We start from the raw sequence: 16,286 nt of genomic DNA on the forward strand, positions 1-16,286 counted from the left end.
CTTGTTTTACTTCATTTTATGTTACTCACTGTAAATATTGATGTAATATGTTTTTCCCTTCCGTTGACATACTTTGTTTTACCTAGTATTATATCACTTATGCGGGGAATAGTGCGGGGAATAGTACGGGGAAAGAAAATGGATGGAGAGCAGGCGGATGGCTATAAAAGAAAGGTTTAAGACAAATTATCCAGGTGTTTTTTACATCATCGGGCAGTCGCTAATCAAAAATAAGCCGGAAAAAATTTATTACATAAGATTCCGCAAGGATGGTAGAGAGACGGAAGAAAAGGCCGGGCGTCAATTTCAGGACAATATGACTCCGGCCAAGGCTAACACCCTCCGCGCTGAAAAAATAAACGGTACAAAGCTAACCAACCAAGGTAAACGGGCTGAGATTGAAGCGATCAAGGAAGCTGAAGCGGGTCGGTGGACGATTGAGAGGCTTTGGGCTGAGTACAAACGATGCAAGTCTAATCTCAAAGGCATTATAACCGACGAAAATCGTTATAAACTCTACCTTTCTGCTCCTTTTGGTGATAAACAACCATCAGAGTTGCTATCTCTTAATATTCACAGGTTACGCATTTCCCTTCTTAAAAAGAAATCACCCGGCACCGTTAAGAATGTTCTTGAACTTCTGCGGCGTATATTAAATTTCGGAAAAAAAAATAGACTCTGCGAAGGTATCAATTTCATAATTGAGATGCCTGAAGTGGATAATGAAAAGACGGAGGATTTATCTCCAGAGCAACTCTCTTCTCTTCTGCAAACCTTAGATGAATCTACGGACATAATTGCATCGAATATGATGAGAATGGCCCTTTTTACAGGTATGCGGCGAGGAGAATTGTTCAAGTTGCAGTGGGATGATATAGATTTTGGCAGGGGATTTGTATTTCTTCGTGATCCTAAGGGGAATAAAGGACAAAAAATACCCCTGAACGATGGAGCAAGGCAGACACTGGCCATGATGCCAAAAACGAGTACGTATGTGTTTCCTGGCAAGTCTGGCGGTCAAAGAGTTGATATAAACAAGGCGGTGAACAAGATCAAGAGAGCAGCAGGTCTTCCTGATGACTTCCGTCCTCTTCATGGTTTAAGACACACTTATGCCTCTATGCTGGCCTCAAGTGGTAAAGTTGATATCTACACTTTGCAAAAATTAATGACGCATAAATCGGCGGCAATGACACAACGGTATGCACACTTGAGAGATGATGCTCTGAAACAAGCTTCAGATTTGGCAAGCGATCTGATAGATCAAGCCTTTGATATAAAAATATTAGCTGCGGAAATTGAAGAATGATATCCAGTTTTGGTAACGGAGAATAATTGTCATTGCAGATAAGAAGGTTTGGTTAGACACTCCTGGACTGAAGGATGTTCTCGAACAAGAAGTGCCATTGGCCGGAAAACTCTTGGTAAATGGAGATTATCCTTGTTAGAGGGGCACCTCGAACAGGAAAAAGTCATATTAGAGACAAAGTTTGGGAAAACAGTGGGCTAGAAAAAATACAAGAAGGTGTGATCAACTGTGCTGCCATACCCAGCGATTTAGCTGAGAGTTTGCTTTTTGGACACAAGAAGGGGGCATTTACCGGAGCAATTAAGGATAAAACCGGACTGCTTTTTGATGATTCAGTTCCTTCCAAAATTGTACTTCTTGAAGAGATTGGCGAATTACCTAAGTGGATACGCCGTTTATCTAAATATGTCCAGGCAAAGCTTTTATTATTTTTTGACACTGGTTCTATCATGCCCGTTGGTGCAAACTGGGGCGAGGGAGAACGATCTACCCTGAAAATTATAGCAACTTCAAAAGCAGAAAATGATATATTTCTGCTTGACTTCTTGGCTCAGTTTTGGGAGATAAAAGCTCTACCCCATTCATGAACGAAGAAAAAATATATCTTATTTGATGCTTTGATACAAGCGGCAGATCTGGCCGGGGACATAATCAATGATGCAATAAATCAAAATTGCACAACAATAGTCCGACTTGCAAAGAAATTAAATAATGAATAATCAACGAGGATTCAAATCTGAAATTATTATGTTTATTCCAGAATGAAAGAGTGAGCGATAAAAGCTTCTTGCTTATCATGGGATAAGCGCGGAAGATTTTTTCTGGTGCACCACCCAGCAACAGGAGGTGGACTATGTTGAGGAGAATCAATCTGAGCTTTTTGCCTGGGAATTCAAATGGAATATCAGGGCAAAGGCCCGTTTCCCGAAGACCTCTGTAGAAACCTATCCGCAATGCAGAACCGCCATAGTGACTCCTGATAATTTCGAGTCAAGTGGATTACTTTTATTGAGCAATGAGAGTAAGAAATCTTTGCCATGGTTTTTTTGATAATTGAATTGACAATTTGTTCACGTAAGGGGTAATGGGGCTCAAGAAGGGTAACCAAAAAACGACCCATTATAATCAGTTTTCAAACTGGATAGGGCAGGTAGGACCCGAAAAGCCGTAACCTTGACGGCCTGTCGGTTGATTTCTATATCAAGGGAATGATCTAAATAGAAGGATTGGGGTACAGTGTATTTTCTCAAAGAGACAGCCGATAAAGTACAGACTACCGAGAACGATATTTTACGCAGAGCGATGCTCAGCAAGCATGGTATTTCTTTTTTCAGCAACCACGCAGATGTTTACTTGTCAATTTGGTATACAGGTTTTCTTTGGAAAAGAAGTACAGAATATGTTTTGGGAGGTCTCAGGGAATGGAATGGCCTCCTTGATATTCGTCCTGTTGATGTGCCAGTGATTTTATCAAATTTGAAGCCTGTCTACCTTTCCTCTTTTATAGAAAAACGCGATCAATATATAGCATTGGAATCGCGTCCTACTGGGCAATCATACGAAATAGATCCATATATCAATACCAGAGAGACAAATGAGGGAGTTAGGTCTCGCTTGCTTGAATGTCCTGAAAGACTTGTACCTTTGCTTAAGAAAGTGGAAGTTTCAAGAGATAACATTTTAGTTAATGACTGGAATTTTAATCTGTTAAAAATGTTATGTTCAGGTAATACAAATTCAAAATCTTCATTTCCTGTTGATCCTGTCGCCCAAAAAGATATGTCCGTCATATTGAGGGAAGAAGAAAAACCATTGCGAACCATAGAGACGATAGCGAAATACTGTGGAGTCCACGCAAAAACCATTAAGCTTTGGAGAAAGCGTGATAAGGATTTTCCCGCGTCGTCAGTCGGTACCGGTACAGTGACGGCATTACCGTCTGAATTAAATGCTTGGATGTTGCGAAATAATAAAAAATAACCACACTCCCTTATCTTCCCCAATTTACCCCTAATTTCCCCCTGTATCACCTCTCTGTTTTCCCCCTATTTATCCCCGTTTTGCTTCTGCAGCTTTTTTCTGATTGTGTAATTATTCCCGCATATCCAATAGGGTATTGGGTGTTATTTTATTCAATAGAAGGAGAATATGTGATGGCAGAAAAAAAATGGATTAGTGAAAAAGAAGTTGAGGCGATGACAGGACGGAAATTACAGACCCTACGGAACGATCGGTTTCATGGACGTGGTTTTCCTTACGTGAAAAATGGAAAATCAGTGAGATATTTGGTCGATGATGTTGTGGCATTCATGGAAGCGAGGCGGGTTTCTACCTCAGATGACCCGCAGAAACAAAATGTGCCTCTTTAATGACCGGACACGAAAAAGCGACTTCCCTTGAATTGGCTGGCAGGCCGGTAGTCGCTCTCTCACAACAGAAATATCATAGCATTATTCATCTACAAAAACGACCAGATAAACTTTTTTTCACATGGACAGGTGCGCCTGGCCGTGAAAATTGCGAGAAAACGCAAGGAGGTCAACCATGACCATAGTAGCGATTTATCAGGGTGCATGGATTTGTAATTGTATATTTAATTACATTCATCCTGCTACTGCGCAAAACAGAGCGTAGCGACAATTCGGATTCTATTATCACGAAGGTTGTTGTTCAGGTGACTATGCACATGATCTTGAAAACAGCATTTTACAGCGGGGTAAACTCCCCTGCTGTGGGAAGTCTTGCCCTTATTTTAGTCAATCTAAAGGAGGCAAGGCGATGGTTATAAACCTGATAAAAAAAAAGTGGATCACAATAATGCGAGCCGGCTCAAAAAAACTCAAAGCCAATCACATGCTATACAATCCATCAAACAAAACAGAATCACGACTGAAAAATATCACAATTGCAAAAAATACGCATAATAAGCAATTTCAAATACATACTAGTCGGAACACAACATTTTTCTTGTCATTGACATGGTCTTTTACTTCGATGCCTAATGAGGTGAAGCCATGATATTGTTTGTCCAAAACGAACAGGGACAATATACCCCTGCAACGTCAAAAATCATCATCAAAGAAGGTCTTTCTCACACTCGTGCTGCTTTGAAAAAAGGAACTGACTATATTGGATCGACAGAAGATGCAAAGGAGGCGATCTCCACCCTTCTCATAAAAAAACAGCGTGAGGTCTTCGGCTGTCTGTTTTTAGACTGTAACCACAGAATTATTAAATGGACAGAAATGTTTTTTGGTACTATCGATTCTACAGTTGTCCACCCTCGCGAAGTGGTCAAAGAAGCACTACGTTTAAATGCCGCCTCGGTAATTTTGGCCCACAACCATCCTTCAGGGAGTAGTAATCCAACACGACAAGATATTGAGATCACACGTATTTTGAAAAATATATTGTTGGTTGTAGATGTTCTGGTGCTGGATCACATAATCGTAGGAGATGACGTGACATCTCTTAGCGACAAAGGACAGTGTTAATCTCTTAGATCTGAAATCCTCTCTCGACGAAGCCCAGGAAATGTTGACCGGTTCCCTTAATGAGCTGAGTTTGCTCGGCAGTGCCAACTTCGATTCCCAATGTTTACTTACCACCGTCCTCTGCGGCGATACCCGCCTGCCCGAACGTTTTCTTTCCGAATCACACGTTTCCTTGGGCAGTCGGATCATACTTCGCCTGACTCTTGGATCATACGACAGAACGATCCTTCACCTGTATCTGGAGTATGGCCTGACGCAGGCCGGGGCTCTCCATCTCATGAGTCCGGTTCTTGTGGAAACCCTCGTCGATCACGCGGCGGGAAACCTCCGGGTTCTCAACAATAATATTGCGGCGGAACTCTTGCTCAGCGGTTTGGCAATATCAATGAAAGTCCCAGAGGCTCGGTGAAACGGAGGCGGGTTCTGCTTAGGAGCAACCCGCCAAGGGATAGCCGGATGGGCGATGAATAGTCGTCGTAAAAAAGGGGGATCCATAGTTCGGGCTGCCTCTGTTTATTCCATCGGTCGCGCTAACGCTATAGCTGGCATAGAAACCTTTAATTGACTTCGTGTCCTACCCATAAAACTTCGCCAATCATGCTGAAGTTTCCTGTGTCAACGATGTATGGTGGATAAAGTAGCGAATTTTCACTTGTCACAATTAATGCAGTTCCTTGGAGCGATAGCCTTTTAACCTTGACAGTATGATTTTCACGAAACGCATATGCTTTACCATCAACAATGTCGGTGATGTTATTTTTTGATAAATTAACCAGGACAACATCTCCATTATATAAAAATGGTTTCATTGAATTACCTATGACCTCAAATAGTGCCATTTGATCAGGATTTCCATACTTCATCAGGAAGTTTTTGTGGAACATCATGTCTGATTCAACAAGGTCTGTATCTGGAAAAGAACCTTGATCGACTGGTAGCTGTGCTGCAAATTTGGGAACAGAAATAAAATTTGCTGTGTTCTGTGGAATTGCATAACCAGGTCGATTTGTTTTGGTGCCTGATAATTTTGAGGACGAAGTGGCGTCACTAATTGATTCGGAAAGTTCTTGTTTTGTAGAATTCACAAACGGTGGATAAAATTGCTCGGGAGAACCCCCTCTGAGTATCCATTGACCAAGCTCTAACAGCTTTTCATAATTCCAACCAAGTTGATCTGCAATCCTTCTTCGCGTAGCTTCACTTCCTTGTCTTCTTCCTTTTATATAATTATTCAGGGTAGTTGGTCCAATATTGAGCTTTTTGGCTATCGCGTTTTGCTTTATTCCCTTGGTGGATAAGATATGCATGGTTGCGATGCTGAAAATTTCGATTATGTCAGATTTGTTATTTTCCATTTGCACATTATACACATTCTGCTAATAAAAATAAACAACCAATATGAATATTTTTATTTACATTATATCCACAATATGTGTATATATGCCTCTATACCTTATTATTTGTACAATATATGTGGATTAATTGGTTTGATGTTTACGTTGTGTGGAATATTTTTGGCATGTCCCCGCATGATAAGTGATCTGCGGCTGGGGCGACGATTGCTTTCGAAAACAAAGGCTAAAGATTTGTCACTAAAAATACAAATACCGTTTGAGACGTTAGCGTTATCAACTGGAGAGTCACTTTATCAACGGCTTGCACAAGCATATTTGAAGTCGCATTACACCCAGAGCGAGGATGAAGCATGAATGGAATACCCGGAGTGCAGCAGTATCTTGGGAGTGGAAAACGAGTGGTGCTAAAGCTGATGTCTGATGGGATGCCACGAATAAAAATTAATAGCCAGACAGTTTTGTTTCGATCCTCGAAGGATGATGAGTTTTTAAATAAATATAAAGAGATACCGGATCCTAAGTTGATCGATCGGTTGATGGAACTCAGGTAGTCGAAATGTGTTCTGTTAACTCAAATAATCAGAACATCTGGCCACTGGCACAGTCCTGGGTGAGTTCCAACCGGGTGTTGATATGGTGCATCGCCGCACCATATTATCGGTATATGTCGTGCGATTCACGTGATTTGGCGGCAGAGGCCCAACTTGCCGTGTATCAGGTCATCTCGGTCTTAATCGATCAGAACAAGGATCTGTCCCTCACGAGCCGATATTTCCGTATTGTCTTTCGTACCAGATGTATCCAATTAGCAGCCGGTGTTGCCTTGGTAAACGAACAAGCGGCAACAGTGGCTTTTCAAAAAGAACAATCTCCTGACCTACATCGATCTTCTGAGCTGGATGAGGCCGTCATATCCGAGGCATTGTCGGCATTAACAGGTCGACAACGATTGGTTTCTCTGTGGATCCTTTCTCAGCCAAGACCAGTCAACTTTAACATGATTGCCAATCATTTTGGCATTCATATCCAATCGGCCAGGAGAATTTTATCTCATGCTATCAAAAGAATAGAGGGCTATGGAAATCAAAGAATATGCGAAGACCTCTAAAATTCCGTTGAAAACACTCCAGTGGATGAAAAGGTCAAAAAAAATCGGCGATCCTCTCCAGGATAACGATGTGATCGGTTTGCAATTGCTGGAAAACCTTTGGGGATTGCATGAATTTCTGAGACCGCAGTTGCGTCAGAAAAACATAAAATATCGCAAAGCACTCATCGAGACCTGTGATCTGGAAACAAAATGGGAACGCTATGCGTTTTCAAGGTTCATGAACCTGCAGCCGGATAAACGTCTTTTTATGAAAAATCTGATTGCGGAAATTGAATTAACCTTCCGGTTTAAGATGTCAAATTTTGACCATAGAAAACTGTACCGGGTACGAAAAAGAGTCCATAGAGCCAAAGAAAGACAAGTGCAAAAAAAGCTCAGTGAACAGAAAAATGAGGGCATGAAAATGTCCAATAACGACCTCGAAAAAAGCGTATCAGCAAGTGCAAAACGACCATGAGAAAAGTGCGACAAAACATAATCTAAGAAAAAGAAACGGTAGTTTCTTTGATGCGACAGAAATGATGATTCAAGCCAGAAAACAAATTCCAAAAAACATCCTCATTGCAGGAGTGTTTTTCCTGTTCATCAGTTCGATTTGTAGTCCAGTCAGTGGTCCGAACTATGTTCCGATCAGTAGTCTTTTTTGTCGTTCGGCTTGGGGGCTTGACATCCGGCAGGATTTTTTCAGCTACTCACCTGCCATAAATACATCAGTACAAATTCCCACCCATCAAACCTTCATCATTGCCGGGCGACGATCTTTTAATCCTGAATATCCTGAACCGAAAAGCCGTCCGTTCCCCGTGGTCTATTTCGATCTGGGCAGCGCACGGTTATCCCGGGATGCCGGCAACAAGCTGCTGATGGATTTGCGAAAATGCTGTGCCGCCTCTCCTCTGCATCTCACCGGCTATACCTGTTCGATTGGAAGTGAAAAGCAGAATCTGCAACTGTCCAGGAATCGAGCCGAGGCGGTTGCTGCCATGCTTCGAAGAAATGGTTTCAAGGTGGCTTCGGTAAAAGGAGAAGGGGAAGGAAAGGGGCTCATTGACGGAAACACCCCGGAAAGCAACAGAAGGGTAGAGATAAAACCAACAAAAAACTAAACAGCACAACCTCGTGCAACAACACAACAAAAGGAAAAGTGATCATGAAAAAAGTAACTCTTTTTTCCATCTTAACCGTTTTACTGCTCCAGGCAGTCAATGGTTTGGCCATGACAACCCCGGCGGCAGGTTCGTTTGCCTATGACCTGTACGATATAGCCGTAACGCAGATTTTGCTTGGCCCGATTGGATTTGTCGCTGGGGTTGCCTCGATGGCATTTGCTGCCATCCTTGCCATCCGGCAGATGATTCTTCCGGCGGCGGGCGTTGTCCTTGGGGGTGCATTCCTGCTTTCCGCTGATACCGTTGTGCAGTCTATCGGCGCAGTAATCATGTAACGATGGAATAATAGCCATGGTCGCCAGAAAGTTTCCGCAATATCTGTCTAAACCTTTTCAAGTACTGTGGTTTGAAGTCGACGAGCTGGTCTTGTTCCTCTTCTTTCTCACCCTGGCATTGCTCTACGGCAAGTTAATGTGGCTGATCTTCCTGGTCTTTCAATATTCCTACACCAAAACCAAACGCTCTCAGCCACGGGGATTCTTGAAGCATGTCCTGTATGTCTTTGGCCTGATCAAGATGAACAACTATCCCGACTATTTTCAGCAGGAGTTTCACGAGTGAAAGCAGATATCTTCGTACAAAAATCCAGTAATTTATTCGTTGAAAACCGACTGCTCAAGTTTGCTGTCGGAGTAATGGCCGTCGCCGTCTGCTGCAACTCTCTCATGGTGTATCGGGCGGTAAAATATCAACGTGTCGTGCTGATTCCACCCGCCATGACCGGCACGATAGAGTTTGTCCAGGGCAAGCCCACCGAGACGTACATCAAGGATATGAGCAGAAAGATAGTCAACCTGGCAACGACCTACTCCCCAGCCACGGCAAGAGGGCAGTTTGATGATCTGCTCTCTTTGTACACGGCTGAAGCCTACCCCGAAGCCTCAAAAAGCTGGTACTCCCTGGCGGGTCGTATTGAAGAATCCCAGGTCAGTTCGACATTTTACCTGGAGAAAATAACTCTGGGCGAAGGCAGGATCGAAATGTTCGGCAATCTCGCCCAGTTCGCCGGCGACACAAAACTGGAAAAGGCAGCCAAAACCTATGTGGTCGCCTATCGCATCCGTGATGGCCGCTTTGAGATCAGCGAGTTCAAGGAGAAGAATCCCCGAGCGGATATCGCCGAACGAAAAGCCGAAGCGGAAAGGGAAGCGACGCTGCAGAAAAGGGCGGAGGAAAAAATAAAGATGGAGAGGCAAGTGGAGATGGAAAGGAAATGAAGAAAATCTTACGCATAAGCCTGTGCATGTTCCTGGCTGGATCCTCGGTGCAAGCAGAAGAAGCACCGTTTCTACCGGCTGATCTGCAAAACCAGGCCACTGTTCTTCCACAAGCCGAGCAGTCAACGCCTATAAATGAGCCCAAACCCCTAAAACCCTCGACTATGACCCCTGACCCTTTTGATAACCCCACGTCAGTCAACTTCATTACTCCTGAAATGCCGACCAGTGTGCAGCTGTCCAATCGTGACATCAACCGGATTGTCTGTTCCGGGCCGATGAGTGATTTGATTTTCTCGGAAGAAAAGGGCCTCACCGGTCATTTCTCCGGCAATAATGCCTTCATTAAATTCAAGGCCGAGGAGGTAGGCGGGGGGCTCACCTATGCCGAGACGCCCAGTGAGCTCTTTATTGTCTGCAATGGCGCTGTTTATACCCTGATTGTCGAACCTCGGGAAATCTCATCGGTCACCCTGCAGCTGGCCGCACCGGCAAAGGATGTTTTAAAAAAGAATATCGACCAATACAAAAACATGCCCTTGGAAAAACAGGTCCTGCAGATCATCAGGGAAGGGTATGAAGGCGGTTATCCATCCAGCTACAGGGTGTCAAATGCACATACCCTGGTTCCCCTTTGTGATGATCTCAGCGTCAACCTGATGCAGACGGTGGATGTGGAAGGGGTAGGGCTACGGTTAAAGCAATTCAAGGTGGCCTCCACAAGGAATGAGACACTGGAGCTGCAGGAGAAAACCTTTCTGTCACTGGGAATCAGCGAGTCCATCCTGGCCGTGGCAATAGAGGATCAAGTGCTGAACACCGGCGAGGCAACCAGGGTGTTTGTCGTTGAAAAACGGGAGCAAGCGCGATGACCTTGAAAGAAAAGTTCAACAACCTCACACCGCATAACAAAAAGGTTTTCGCCTGGTCGGTAGTCGGTTTCATTGTTCTGGCAATCGCGGTTACCGGATACAATTCCCGCGCGAAAAAAAAGGTCGATGTTGCCGGAACTGAAAAAAACAGGACCATTTACCTCGATCCGGACATGATTGAAAAGACCATGCTGAAAGAACAGGGGCGGCAGATAGAGGCCTTGAAAAAAGGCATGAGCGATCTGACAAAAAGCCAGACCGATTTTCTGGCTCTTGTAGAAAAGAAAAATAGAGATGCCGAAAACAGACAATTAGTCATCCCCACGCCTGAACAACTCTCCCAGGGAAAACCTCTTCCTGAACAAGTACTCGATGAAAATGGCCTGCCTGTCTATCGCAAAAGTCAACCGTCTCCAGGTAGTCGTAATCTGGGGCCGTCACCCCAAGGCACCGGTCGTGGAAACCAGAAGCAGGAAAAGAAGATCGTCGGCAAGATTTCCGTGATTTCCAATCAGACGGCAGCACTTCCCCAGGATGATGCTAAAAAAAAAGGTCGGACGGTCTATCTCCCACCTTCCTTTATGGAGGCGAGTCTGTTGACCGGTTTCGATGCTGCTACTTCGAGCGGCGCCAAGGGGGGCAACTCCGAACCTCTTTTGCTCCGTATCCAGACCCCGGCAGTACTGCCAAATGACATCAAGGCCAACCTGTCCGGCTGTTTCGTCATTGCCGAGGCCGTAGGCCGGTTGGACAAGGAACGGGCCGATGTCCGTCTGGTCTCCTTGTCCTGTCTGTCCAATGAAGGCAGTGCCGTTATCGATACGCCGATCAAGGGCTTTGTCACTGATTCCGACTCCAAGGTCGGCCTCTCCGGACGAGTGGTTTCCCGGATGGGCGCGGCAACCGCCAGGGCGATCATAGCCGGTTTTTTCGGCGGGACCGGCGAAGCGTTAAAAGCTGCGGCCACTACGACCTCCTCATCGGTATTGGGCACAACCAACTCGGTTGAAGCGTCGCAGATCGGTAAATACGCCGTCGGTGGTGGGCTGTCAGAGGGAGCGAACACCCTGCAGGATTTTTACATGGATTTAGCAAAGCAGACGACACCGGTAATCGAAGTTGCCGCGACCAAGAAAATTACGGTCATTGTCTCGGAAGGAAAAGATCTGGAGATTAAAGACTATACAAGAGACGAATCGTTATGAGATCACCAAATGCCATTTCATCATTATTGCTGTTGTTGTCCCTTTTTCTGCTCTCCGGTTGTGGCGGGGTGGGAAGAGTCGTCAATCCCTATGAGGAAGATTTCAAATGCCGCACGAGAGACGATGCCGGCAAGTGCATTTCCACGCCATCCGCTTACCAAGAGGCCAGATTCTCCAACGCTGATAATGCAAGCGAGACAAATTGCACGAACGCCAATGGCGACACTACCCCCTGTCCACCGGATTCTTCGCATTATTCCAATATTCACCGGCTCACCGCGCAAAACAGCCGTTACAAAACACTCACGGCACTTCTTGCGGAACCGGAAAAGCCGATGCTGGAACCACCCAAAATTATGCGGGTACTGATGCTGCCGTACAAGGGAGAAAACGACGAACTGTTTATGACGCGCTATGTCTATGTGAAACTCAAAGAATCTGGGTGGGTGCTGACAGATATAAGTGAAAAGGCAAGGGCTCTACAATGATAGACTTTTTCCAGCGGCTTCTCTACGGCAACACAGAATATCTGAAACATAGTGACATTGCCAAGTTGACCAGGCGGCAACCTTTTTCCGCCTTCCTGAACTATGTCGCCTATGATCAGGAACATGAAATCTACGTCAACCAGGACAGCACCTTCGGGATGATATGGGAGTGTTCTCCGCTTACCTACGCCGGGGAAAAGGCCATGAACTCCCTTGAAGGTATTTTCAGGACGGGGATGCCCCATGACACAATCATTCAGTTTATTTTGCACGCTGATTCGCACATAGAGCCGATCATAGAGCAGTATCGACAGAGTCGAACCAGGACGGAATCAATAATTGTCACCAATACCGAAAGGGTTACAGAGTTTTTACTCGAAGGAAAAAACGGCCTGGAGGCGTGCAGCTTTATTCCAGTGAGAAATTTCCGGCTGTTTGTCGCGGTCAAAGTCCCCGGCGATGCCTCCGGTATGCCAAAGCCCGGCGAGTTGGGTGATAAAAAGAAGATTGCAGCCTTACTCGATATCAAGCGGCAGATCAACGAGACATTGCGAGCGGCCCAGCTTTTTCCGAGAAATCTGCCGCCAGGTAACCTGATGGAATGGTTGCGGCGCCTGCTCAATACCTACCCCAAGGATTATCCGGAGCATAACTTCAATTCCTATAGCCCCGACATCCCCATTCTAAAACAGATTATCAACGCGGATACCGTGATTAAAGAGGGGAGCGATTATATTCAGGCTGGAGATAAATACTGGTGTTGCACGACCCCCAAGAGCTTTCCCAAAGAAGTTGACCCGATGCAGACCAACTCCCTGTTTGGCGGCATCTGGGGCATTGTCTCGGATGCCGATCAGATCAAGACTGATTTCCTCTATTGCTTCAATATCGTCTTTCAGAAGGGGATAGACGTAACAATCCACGCAAAAACCAATCTGATGCTCAATCAGAAAGGGGTCGGTTCCTTATCGACTCTGCTGCACCGCAAGCAAGCGGAACACGTCGAGGCCGCTGATGATCTGGAACATGGCGTCAAATTCCTGAAAATCATTCCGGTTTTCTGGGTGTTTTCACACGATGTGGAAAATGCCCGGGATTCATGTACCAGGGTTAGACGGTTGTGGGAGAATAACGGCTATGTGATGCAGCGGGACAATATGGTTCTGAAGATCCTGTTTATCTCTTCTTTTCCGCTTTGTCTTTACGCAGACGGCAAGAACATAGAAAATCTGGAGCGTGATTTTACCGCATCGGTGCCTTCAATCACCCCATTGCTGCCGGTTCAGGGCGATTTCGTCGGCTCCGGCGGTATCCCGAATCTGATCTTCACCGGCCGGAAAGGGCAGCTCATTTCGCTGGATTTTTTCGCGAAAGGGGCAACAAACTTCAATTGTTTTTGCTGCGCCACATCCGGATCCGGTAAATCGTTTCTGGTCAACTTCATAGCCTTTAATTATAACGCCTGCGGTTCCCTGATCCGTATCATTGATATCGGCGGTTCCTACAAAAAAATGGCGGATATGCTTGGGGCAAGGTATCTGGATTTCAGTCCTGATTCAGATATCTGCCTTAATCCCTTCACCAATATTATCGAGCCGGAAGAAGAATTATCGGCGATCGCAACCGTCTTTGCGCAAATGGCCTACGCCAACTCGAAAACAGGGTGTGAGGATATAGAGGAAATCAATTTATTTTATTGGGCGGTAAACTGGGCCTGGCATCAAAAAGGACAAGACGCCGATGCCGATACAGTCTGGGAATTCATGAAACTCTTCCCCACCGGCCCCGGTATGGAACAATATAACGAGAATACACAGTTGATCGAGAAAGCGAGAAAATTAGGCTTTCTCCTGATGAACTTCACCTCCTATGGTTTTTACGGCAAGTTCTTCTGCGGCCCCAGCACCTTTGATATTCGTCATGATGAATTCGTGGTCCTCGAGTTGGAGAACCTGAAGGTAAAGCCTGATCTCTACAAGGTAGTCACCATGCTCATAATCAATGCCGTTACCCAGGATCTGTATCTCTCGGATCGGTCACGGCATCGGCTGATTATTTTCGATGAAGCATGGCAGTTTCTTGATAAGTCCTCAATGCTTGCCCCGGTTGTCAATGAGGGCTACCGCCGGGCGAGGAAATATTCCGGCAGCTTCATGATTATCACCCAGTCCATTCTTGATCTGGACCAATTCGGGGAAGTGGGCACTGTCATCAAAGACAATTCGGCCTTCAAAATCTTTCTCGAATCGCCCTCTTTTGACAAGGCGAAAGATCTGAAGCTGATTGATTACGATGAGTTTTCTATGAAGCTTCTGAAAAGTATCAAATCCAACCCGCCGTACTATTCGGAAATCTTCTTTGACACGCCCTTTGGCATTGGTCCGGCTCGTTTGATAGTAAACGATTACGCCTATTTTATTTACACCTCCAAGGCCTCTGAGATCGCTATGATCGAAGAGCGGGTTTTATCCGGCATGACCTATCATGAGGCCATCCTGGAAATGGTCGAGTTGCGGAAAAATGGACAACTGTAAGGTTTTTGTACTCATTATCATTGTCATTTTTTGCCTTCTGCCGGTCTCTTTCGCTTGTGGCAAGAATCTTGGCAGCATCGGCAAGACCTATCCCATAGTGGAGCCGGACCTGGTTGAAGAGATCAAGGCGAGTATTGACTTTGAAAAGCTTGCAAAAGTCATGGCAGAGCATAGACAGAGCTACCAGGCAAAAGACATCCATGCCTTGTCTACAGCCAAGAGAGATCGGACATTTTTCGTCGATATGACCTACACCCTGGATCATGACATCGTAAATGAAAATGGAGAGATCATGTACCCGCGAGGGCTTACCTGGAATCCTCTGGATTATGTCTCTTTGCCTGATGGATTGGTGGTCATCAACAGCGAGGACGAAAAGCAAGTGGAGTGGTTTCTTAAGTCCTCTTATCACAAGAATCATCAGATGAAATTACTGATTTCCGCAGGATTCGCCGCTCCCCTGATGAAGCAATTAGACAGACCCGTCTTTTATCTGACCAAAACCATAGCTGATCGTCTGCAACTGGCCGCCTCTCCTTGCGTGATTAGCCAGAAGGGCAAAAAGATGATGGTGCAGGAGATAAAGATTGATGAATAGATTGATTAAAAACTTCCTGCTGGTCTCAGTGCTTTGTTTTTCAGTCTGGCCAGTCTCCCCAGCCTCTGCCGGCATTAAATCAGGCGATATGTGGAACCCCGTGAAGGATATAAACTGGGATGATGTGGACTTTAAGTTTTTAGGGATTTGTATCTGCCCCAGACCGCCGCCGGTTTTTTACGAGACAGGTGAGATTTATGAGTACTGGGACCCGTCTCTCTTTATCGATACGGTCTCTGTGGCAAACTATTCTCCGTTTATGGGGACCGGTGGAGACGCCACAGGTTCAATTGATGATTTTTTAGGCGGAAAGAACAAATCCTCGGATGCTCTCTCCATTGCCGATGAATCAACCTTCTTCCAGGCACATGCCTTTATCTTTTCGATGATCGACGGCAGCCTTTGTGAAAATGACGATGTAGGAGGGTGGTGGACTGAATTTGATGCAATGTGGCAAAACGACGAGCTCGCAGTCACTATCACTCCCGAAGCCGGACTCTTTGCCAATAAAGCCATGCAGCTGCTGTGCATGAGCGATGCGGCGGCCGTCAATGTAGGTTTTCCGCTCGACGCGATGCCCTGGTGTATCGGCAGCAGCGGGTCAACCTATCCGGTAAGCGGCCATGTGGACAACGACAATATTGTTCAGGCCGCAAATACAGCGGCGTCACGGCTGATTTTCAAACTGAACCGTCTGTTCATGCTGTGTGATCCGGCGGCGATCTGTGGCTGTGAGTATACGCCGATCTGGACCAAGAGCCATTACAAGATGCACACGGCCAGGCCCGATATCCGGTCCACTTACCCCATTGGCAAAGCCGCCAAGTTCTATGATTCCGGTCTTAATCCACCCTTTATGGGAGCAAAGGGGTCAAATGACGAATTTCTCTGGGTGGTATTCAGAAAGGTCCTCTGCTGCACGTGTTGCGAATGA

At 45.6% G+C, this 16,286-nt stretch carries 20 protein-coding genes; 19 read left to right on the forward strand and 1 reads right to left on the reverse strand.

What is annotated here, in order from left to right:
• The first annotated feature begins 157 nt into the window (after window positions 1–157).
• The 6 genes from FCL48_RS00995 to FCL48_RS01020 all read left to right on the forward strand — a co-directional run bounded on the left by FCL48_RS00995 (window position 158) and on the right by FCL48_RS01020 (window position 5,212).
• The gene (locus tag FCL48_RS00995) at window positions 158–1,309 is read left to right on the forward strand and encodes a site-specific integrase (RefSeq protein ID WP_136870371.1); all 1,152 of its coding nucleotides are present in this window, start codon (window positions 158–160) and stop codon (window positions 1,307–1,309) included.
• 119 nt (window positions 1,310–1,428) lie between these two features.
• On the forward strand, window positions 1,429–1,896 hold the full coding sequence (locus tag FCL48_RS01000) for a sigma 54-interacting transcriptional regulator (protein WP_136870372.1): 468 nt from the start codon (window positions 1,429–1,431) through the stop codon (window positions 1,894–1,896).
• Window positions 1,897–2,545: 649 nt separating this feature from the next.
• Entirely contained in the window at window positions 2,546–3,289 is a 744-nt protein-coding gene (locus tag FCL48_RS01005) for a hypothetical protein (protein ID WP_136870373.1), read from the forward strand.
• Window positions 3,290–3,462: 173 nt separating this feature from the next.
• Window positions 3,463–3,678, forward strand: coding sequence for an AlpA family transcriptional regulator (locus FCL48_RS01010; protein WP_136870374.1), 216 nt, complete (start codon window positions 3,463–3,465; stop codon window positions 3,676–3,678).
• Window positions 3,679–4,323: 645 nt separating this feature from the next.
• Window positions 4,324–4,803, forward strand: a complete 480-nt coding sequence (locus FCL48_RS01015; protein ID WP_136870375.1) for a RadC family protein — start codon at window positions 4,324–4,326, stop codon at window positions 4,801–4,803.
• 40 nt (window positions 4,804–4,843) lie between these two features.
• On the forward strand, window positions 4,844–5,212 hold the full coding sequence (locus FCL48_RS01020) for a general secretion pathway protein A (RefSeq protein ID WP_136870376.1): 369 nt from the start codon (window positions 4,844–4,846) through the stop codon (window positions 5,210–5,212).
• 148 nt (window positions 5,213–5,360) lie between these two features.
• Here FCL48_RS01020 and FCL48_RS01025 read toward each other — a convergent pair whose 3' ends face one another.
• Window positions 5,361–6,158 carry a LexA family transcriptional regulator gene (locus FCL48_RS01025; RefSeq protein ID WP_136870377.1) on the reverse strand — a complete coding sequence of 266 codons (798 nt, stop codon included), beginning with the start codon at window positions 6,156–6,158 and terminating at the stop codon, window positions 5,361–5,363.
• A 350-nt stretch (window positions 6,159–6,508) separates the two neighbouring features.
• On the opposite strand from FCL48_RS01025, the gene FCL48_RS01030 reads away from it, so the two are divergent.
• The 13 genes from FCL48_RS01030 (at window position 6,509) to FCL48_RS01090 (ending at window position 16,286) form a co-directional block, all read left to right on the forward strand.
• On the forward strand, window positions 6,509–6,709 hold the full coding sequence (locus FCL48_RS01030; protein WP_136870378.1) for a hypothetical protein: 201 nt from the start codon (window positions 6,509–6,511) through the stop codon (window positions 6,707–6,709).
• A 5-nt stretch (window positions 6,710–6,714) separates the two neighbouring features.
• Window positions 6,715–7,266: a sigma-70 family RNA polymerase sigma factor gene (locus tag FCL48_RS01035; RefSeq protein WP_136870379.1), complete on the forward strand. Its 552-nt coding sequence runs from the start codon at window positions 6,715–6,717 to the stop codon at window positions 7,264–7,266.
• Complete coding sequence (locus FCL48_RS01040; RefSeq protein ID WP_136870380.1) at window positions 7,235–7,726, forward strand: hypothetical protein; 492 nt, start codon at window positions 7,235–7,237, stop codon at window positions 7,724–7,726. The genes FCL48_RS01035 and FCL48_RS01040 overlap by 32 nt, the downstream gene beginning before the upstream one ends.
• A gap of 61 nt (window positions 7,727–7,787) precedes the next feature.
• Window positions 7,788–8,375, forward strand: a complete 588-nt coding sequence (locus FCL48_RS01045) for an OmpA family protein (protein WP_136870381.1) — start codon at window positions 7,788–7,790, stop codon at window positions 8,373–8,375.
• Between the two features lie 44 nt (window positions 8,376–8,419).
• Entirely contained in the window at window positions 8,420–8,713 is a 294-nt protein-coding gene (locus FCL48_RS01050; RefSeq protein ID WP_136870382.1) for a hypothetical protein, read from the forward strand.
• A gap of 16 nt (window positions 8,714–8,729) precedes the next feature.
• On the forward strand, window positions 8,730–8,999 hold the full coding sequence (gene traL, locus FCL48_RS01055; RefSeq protein ID WP_136870383.1) for a type IV conjugative transfer system protein TraL: 270 nt from the start codon (window positions 8,730–8,732) through the stop codon (window positions 8,997–8,999).
• Entirely contained in the window at window positions 8,996–9,655 is a 660-nt protein-coding gene (locus FCL48_RS01060) for a type IV conjugative transfer system protein TraE (protein ID WP_169309021.1), read from the forward strand. Before traL ends, FCL48_RS01060 begins: the two co-directional genes overlap by 4 nt.
• Complete coding sequence (locus FCL48_RS01065) at window positions 9,652–10,527, forward strand: type-F conjugative transfer system secretin TraK (protein WP_136870385.1); 876 nt, start codon at window positions 9,652–9,654, stop codon at window positions 10,525–10,527. The genes FCL48_RS01060 and FCL48_RS01065 overlap by 4 nt, the downstream gene beginning before the upstream one ends.
• Window positions 10,524–11,732, forward strand: coding sequence for a TraB/VirB10 family protein (locus FCL48_RS01070; protein WP_136870386.1), 1,209 nt, complete (start codon window positions 10,524–10,526; stop codon window positions 11,730–11,732). The genes FCL48_RS01065 and FCL48_RS01070 overlap by 4 nt, the downstream gene beginning before the upstream one ends.
• On the forward strand, window positions 11,729–12,220 hold the full coding sequence (traV, locus tag FCL48_RS01075; RefSeq protein WP_136870387.1) for a type IV conjugative transfer system lipoprotein TraV: 492 nt from the start codon (window positions 11,729–11,731) through the stop codon (window positions 12,218–12,220). The genes FCL48_RS01070 and traV overlap by 4 nt, the downstream gene beginning before the upstream one ends.
• A complete protein-coding gene (locus tag FCL48_RS01080; protein WP_136870388.1) occupies window positions 12,217–14,754 on the forward strand; it encodes a TraC family protein in 2,538 nt (845 codons plus the stop codon). The genes traV and FCL48_RS01080 overlap by 4 nt, the downstream gene beginning before the upstream one ends.
• The gene (locus FCL48_RS01085) at window positions 14,741–15,352 is read left to right on the forward strand and encodes a hypothetical protein (protein ID WP_136870389.1); all 612 of its coding nucleotides are present in this window, start codon (window positions 14,741–14,743) and stop codon (window positions 15,350–15,352) included. Before FCL48_RS01080 ends, FCL48_RS01085 begins: the two co-directional genes overlap by 14 nt.
• A complete protein-coding gene (locus FCL48_RS01090) occupies window positions 15,345–16,286 on the forward strand; it encodes a TraU family protein (RefSeq protein WP_136870390.1) in 942 nt (313 codons plus the stop codon). Before FCL48_RS01085 ends, FCL48_RS01090 begins: the two co-directional genes overlap by 8 nt.

This window comes from Desulforhopalus sp. IMCC35007 (assembly GCF_005116575.1).
Classification (GTDB): Bacteria; Desulfobacterota; Desulfobulbia; order Desulfobulbales; family Desulfocapsaceae; genus Desulforhopalus_A.

Bases quoted from the DNA above. Each gene is read 5' to 3' on its own strand.
- FCL48_RS00995 (WP_136870371.1), top strand. From the start codon at position 158: ATGGCTATAAAAGAAAGGTTTAAGACAAATTATCCAGGTGTTTTTTAC.
- FCL48_RS01000 (WP_136870372.1), top strand. From the start codon at position 1,429: ATGGAGATTATCCTTGTTAGAGGGGCACCTCGAACAGGAAAAAGTCAT.
- FCL48_RS01010 (WP_136870374.1), top strand. From the start codon at position 3,463: ATGGCAGAAAAAAAATGGATTAGTGAAAAAGAAGTTGAGGCGATGACA.
- FCL48_RS01015 (WP_136870375.1), top strand. From the start codon at position 4,324: ATGATATTGTTTGTCCAAAACGAACAGGGACAATATACCCCTGCAACG.
- FCL48_RS01020 (WP_136870376.1), top strand. From the start codon at position 4,844: ATGTTGACCGGTTCCCTTAATGAGCTGAGTTTGCTCGGCAGTGCCAAC.
- FCL48_RS01025 (WP_136870377.1), bottom strand. From the start codon at position 6,158: ATGGAAAATAACAAATCTGACATAATCGAAATTTTCAGCATCGCAACC.
- FCL48_RS01030 (WP_136870378.1), top strand. From the start codon at position 6,509: ATGAATGGAATACCCGGAGTGCAGCAGTATCTTGGGAGTGGAAAACGA.
- FCL48_RS01035 (WP_136870379.1), top strand. From the start codon at position 6,715: ATGTGTTCTGTTAACTCAAATAATCAGAACATCTGGCCACTGGCACAG.
- FCL48_RS01040 (WP_136870380.1), top strand. From the start codon at position 7,235: ATGGAAATCAAAGAATATGCGAAGACCTCTAAAATTCCGTTGAAAACA.
- FCL48_RS01045 (WP_136870381.1), top strand. From the start codon at position 7,788: ATGATGATTCAAGCCAGAAAACAAATTCCAAAAAACATCCTCATTGCA.
- FCL48_RS01050 (WP_136870382.1), top strand. From the start codon at position 8,420: ATGAAAAAAGTAACTCTTTTTTCCATCTTAACCGTTTTACTGCTCCAG.
- traL (WP_136870383.1), top strand. From the start codon at position 8,730: ATGGTCGCCAGAAAGTTTCCGCAATATCTGTCTAAACCTTTTCAAGTA.
- FCL48_RS01065 (WP_136870385.1), top strand. From the start codon at position 9,652: ATGAAGAAAATCTTACGCATAAGCCTGTGCATGTTCCTGGCTGGATCC.
- FCL48_RS01070 (WP_136870386.1), top strand. From the start codon at position 10,524: ATGACCTTGAAAGAAAAGTTCAACAACCTCACACCGCATAACAAAAAG.
- traV (WP_136870387.1), top strand. From the start codon at position 11,729: ATGAGATCACCAAATGCCATTTCATCATTATTGCTGTTGTTGTCCCTT.
- FCL48_RS01080 (WP_136870388.1), top strand. From the start codon at position 12,217: ATGATAGACTTTTTCCAGCGGCTTCTCTACGGCAACACAGAATATCTG.
- FCL48_RS01085 (WP_136870389.1), top strand. From the start codon at position 14,741: ATGGACAACTGTAAGGTTTTTGTACTCATTATCATTGTCATTTTTTGC.
- FCL48_RS01090 (WP_136870390.1), top strand. From the start codon at position 15,345: ATGAATAGATTGATTAAAAACTTCCTGCTGGTCTCAGTGCTTTGTTTT.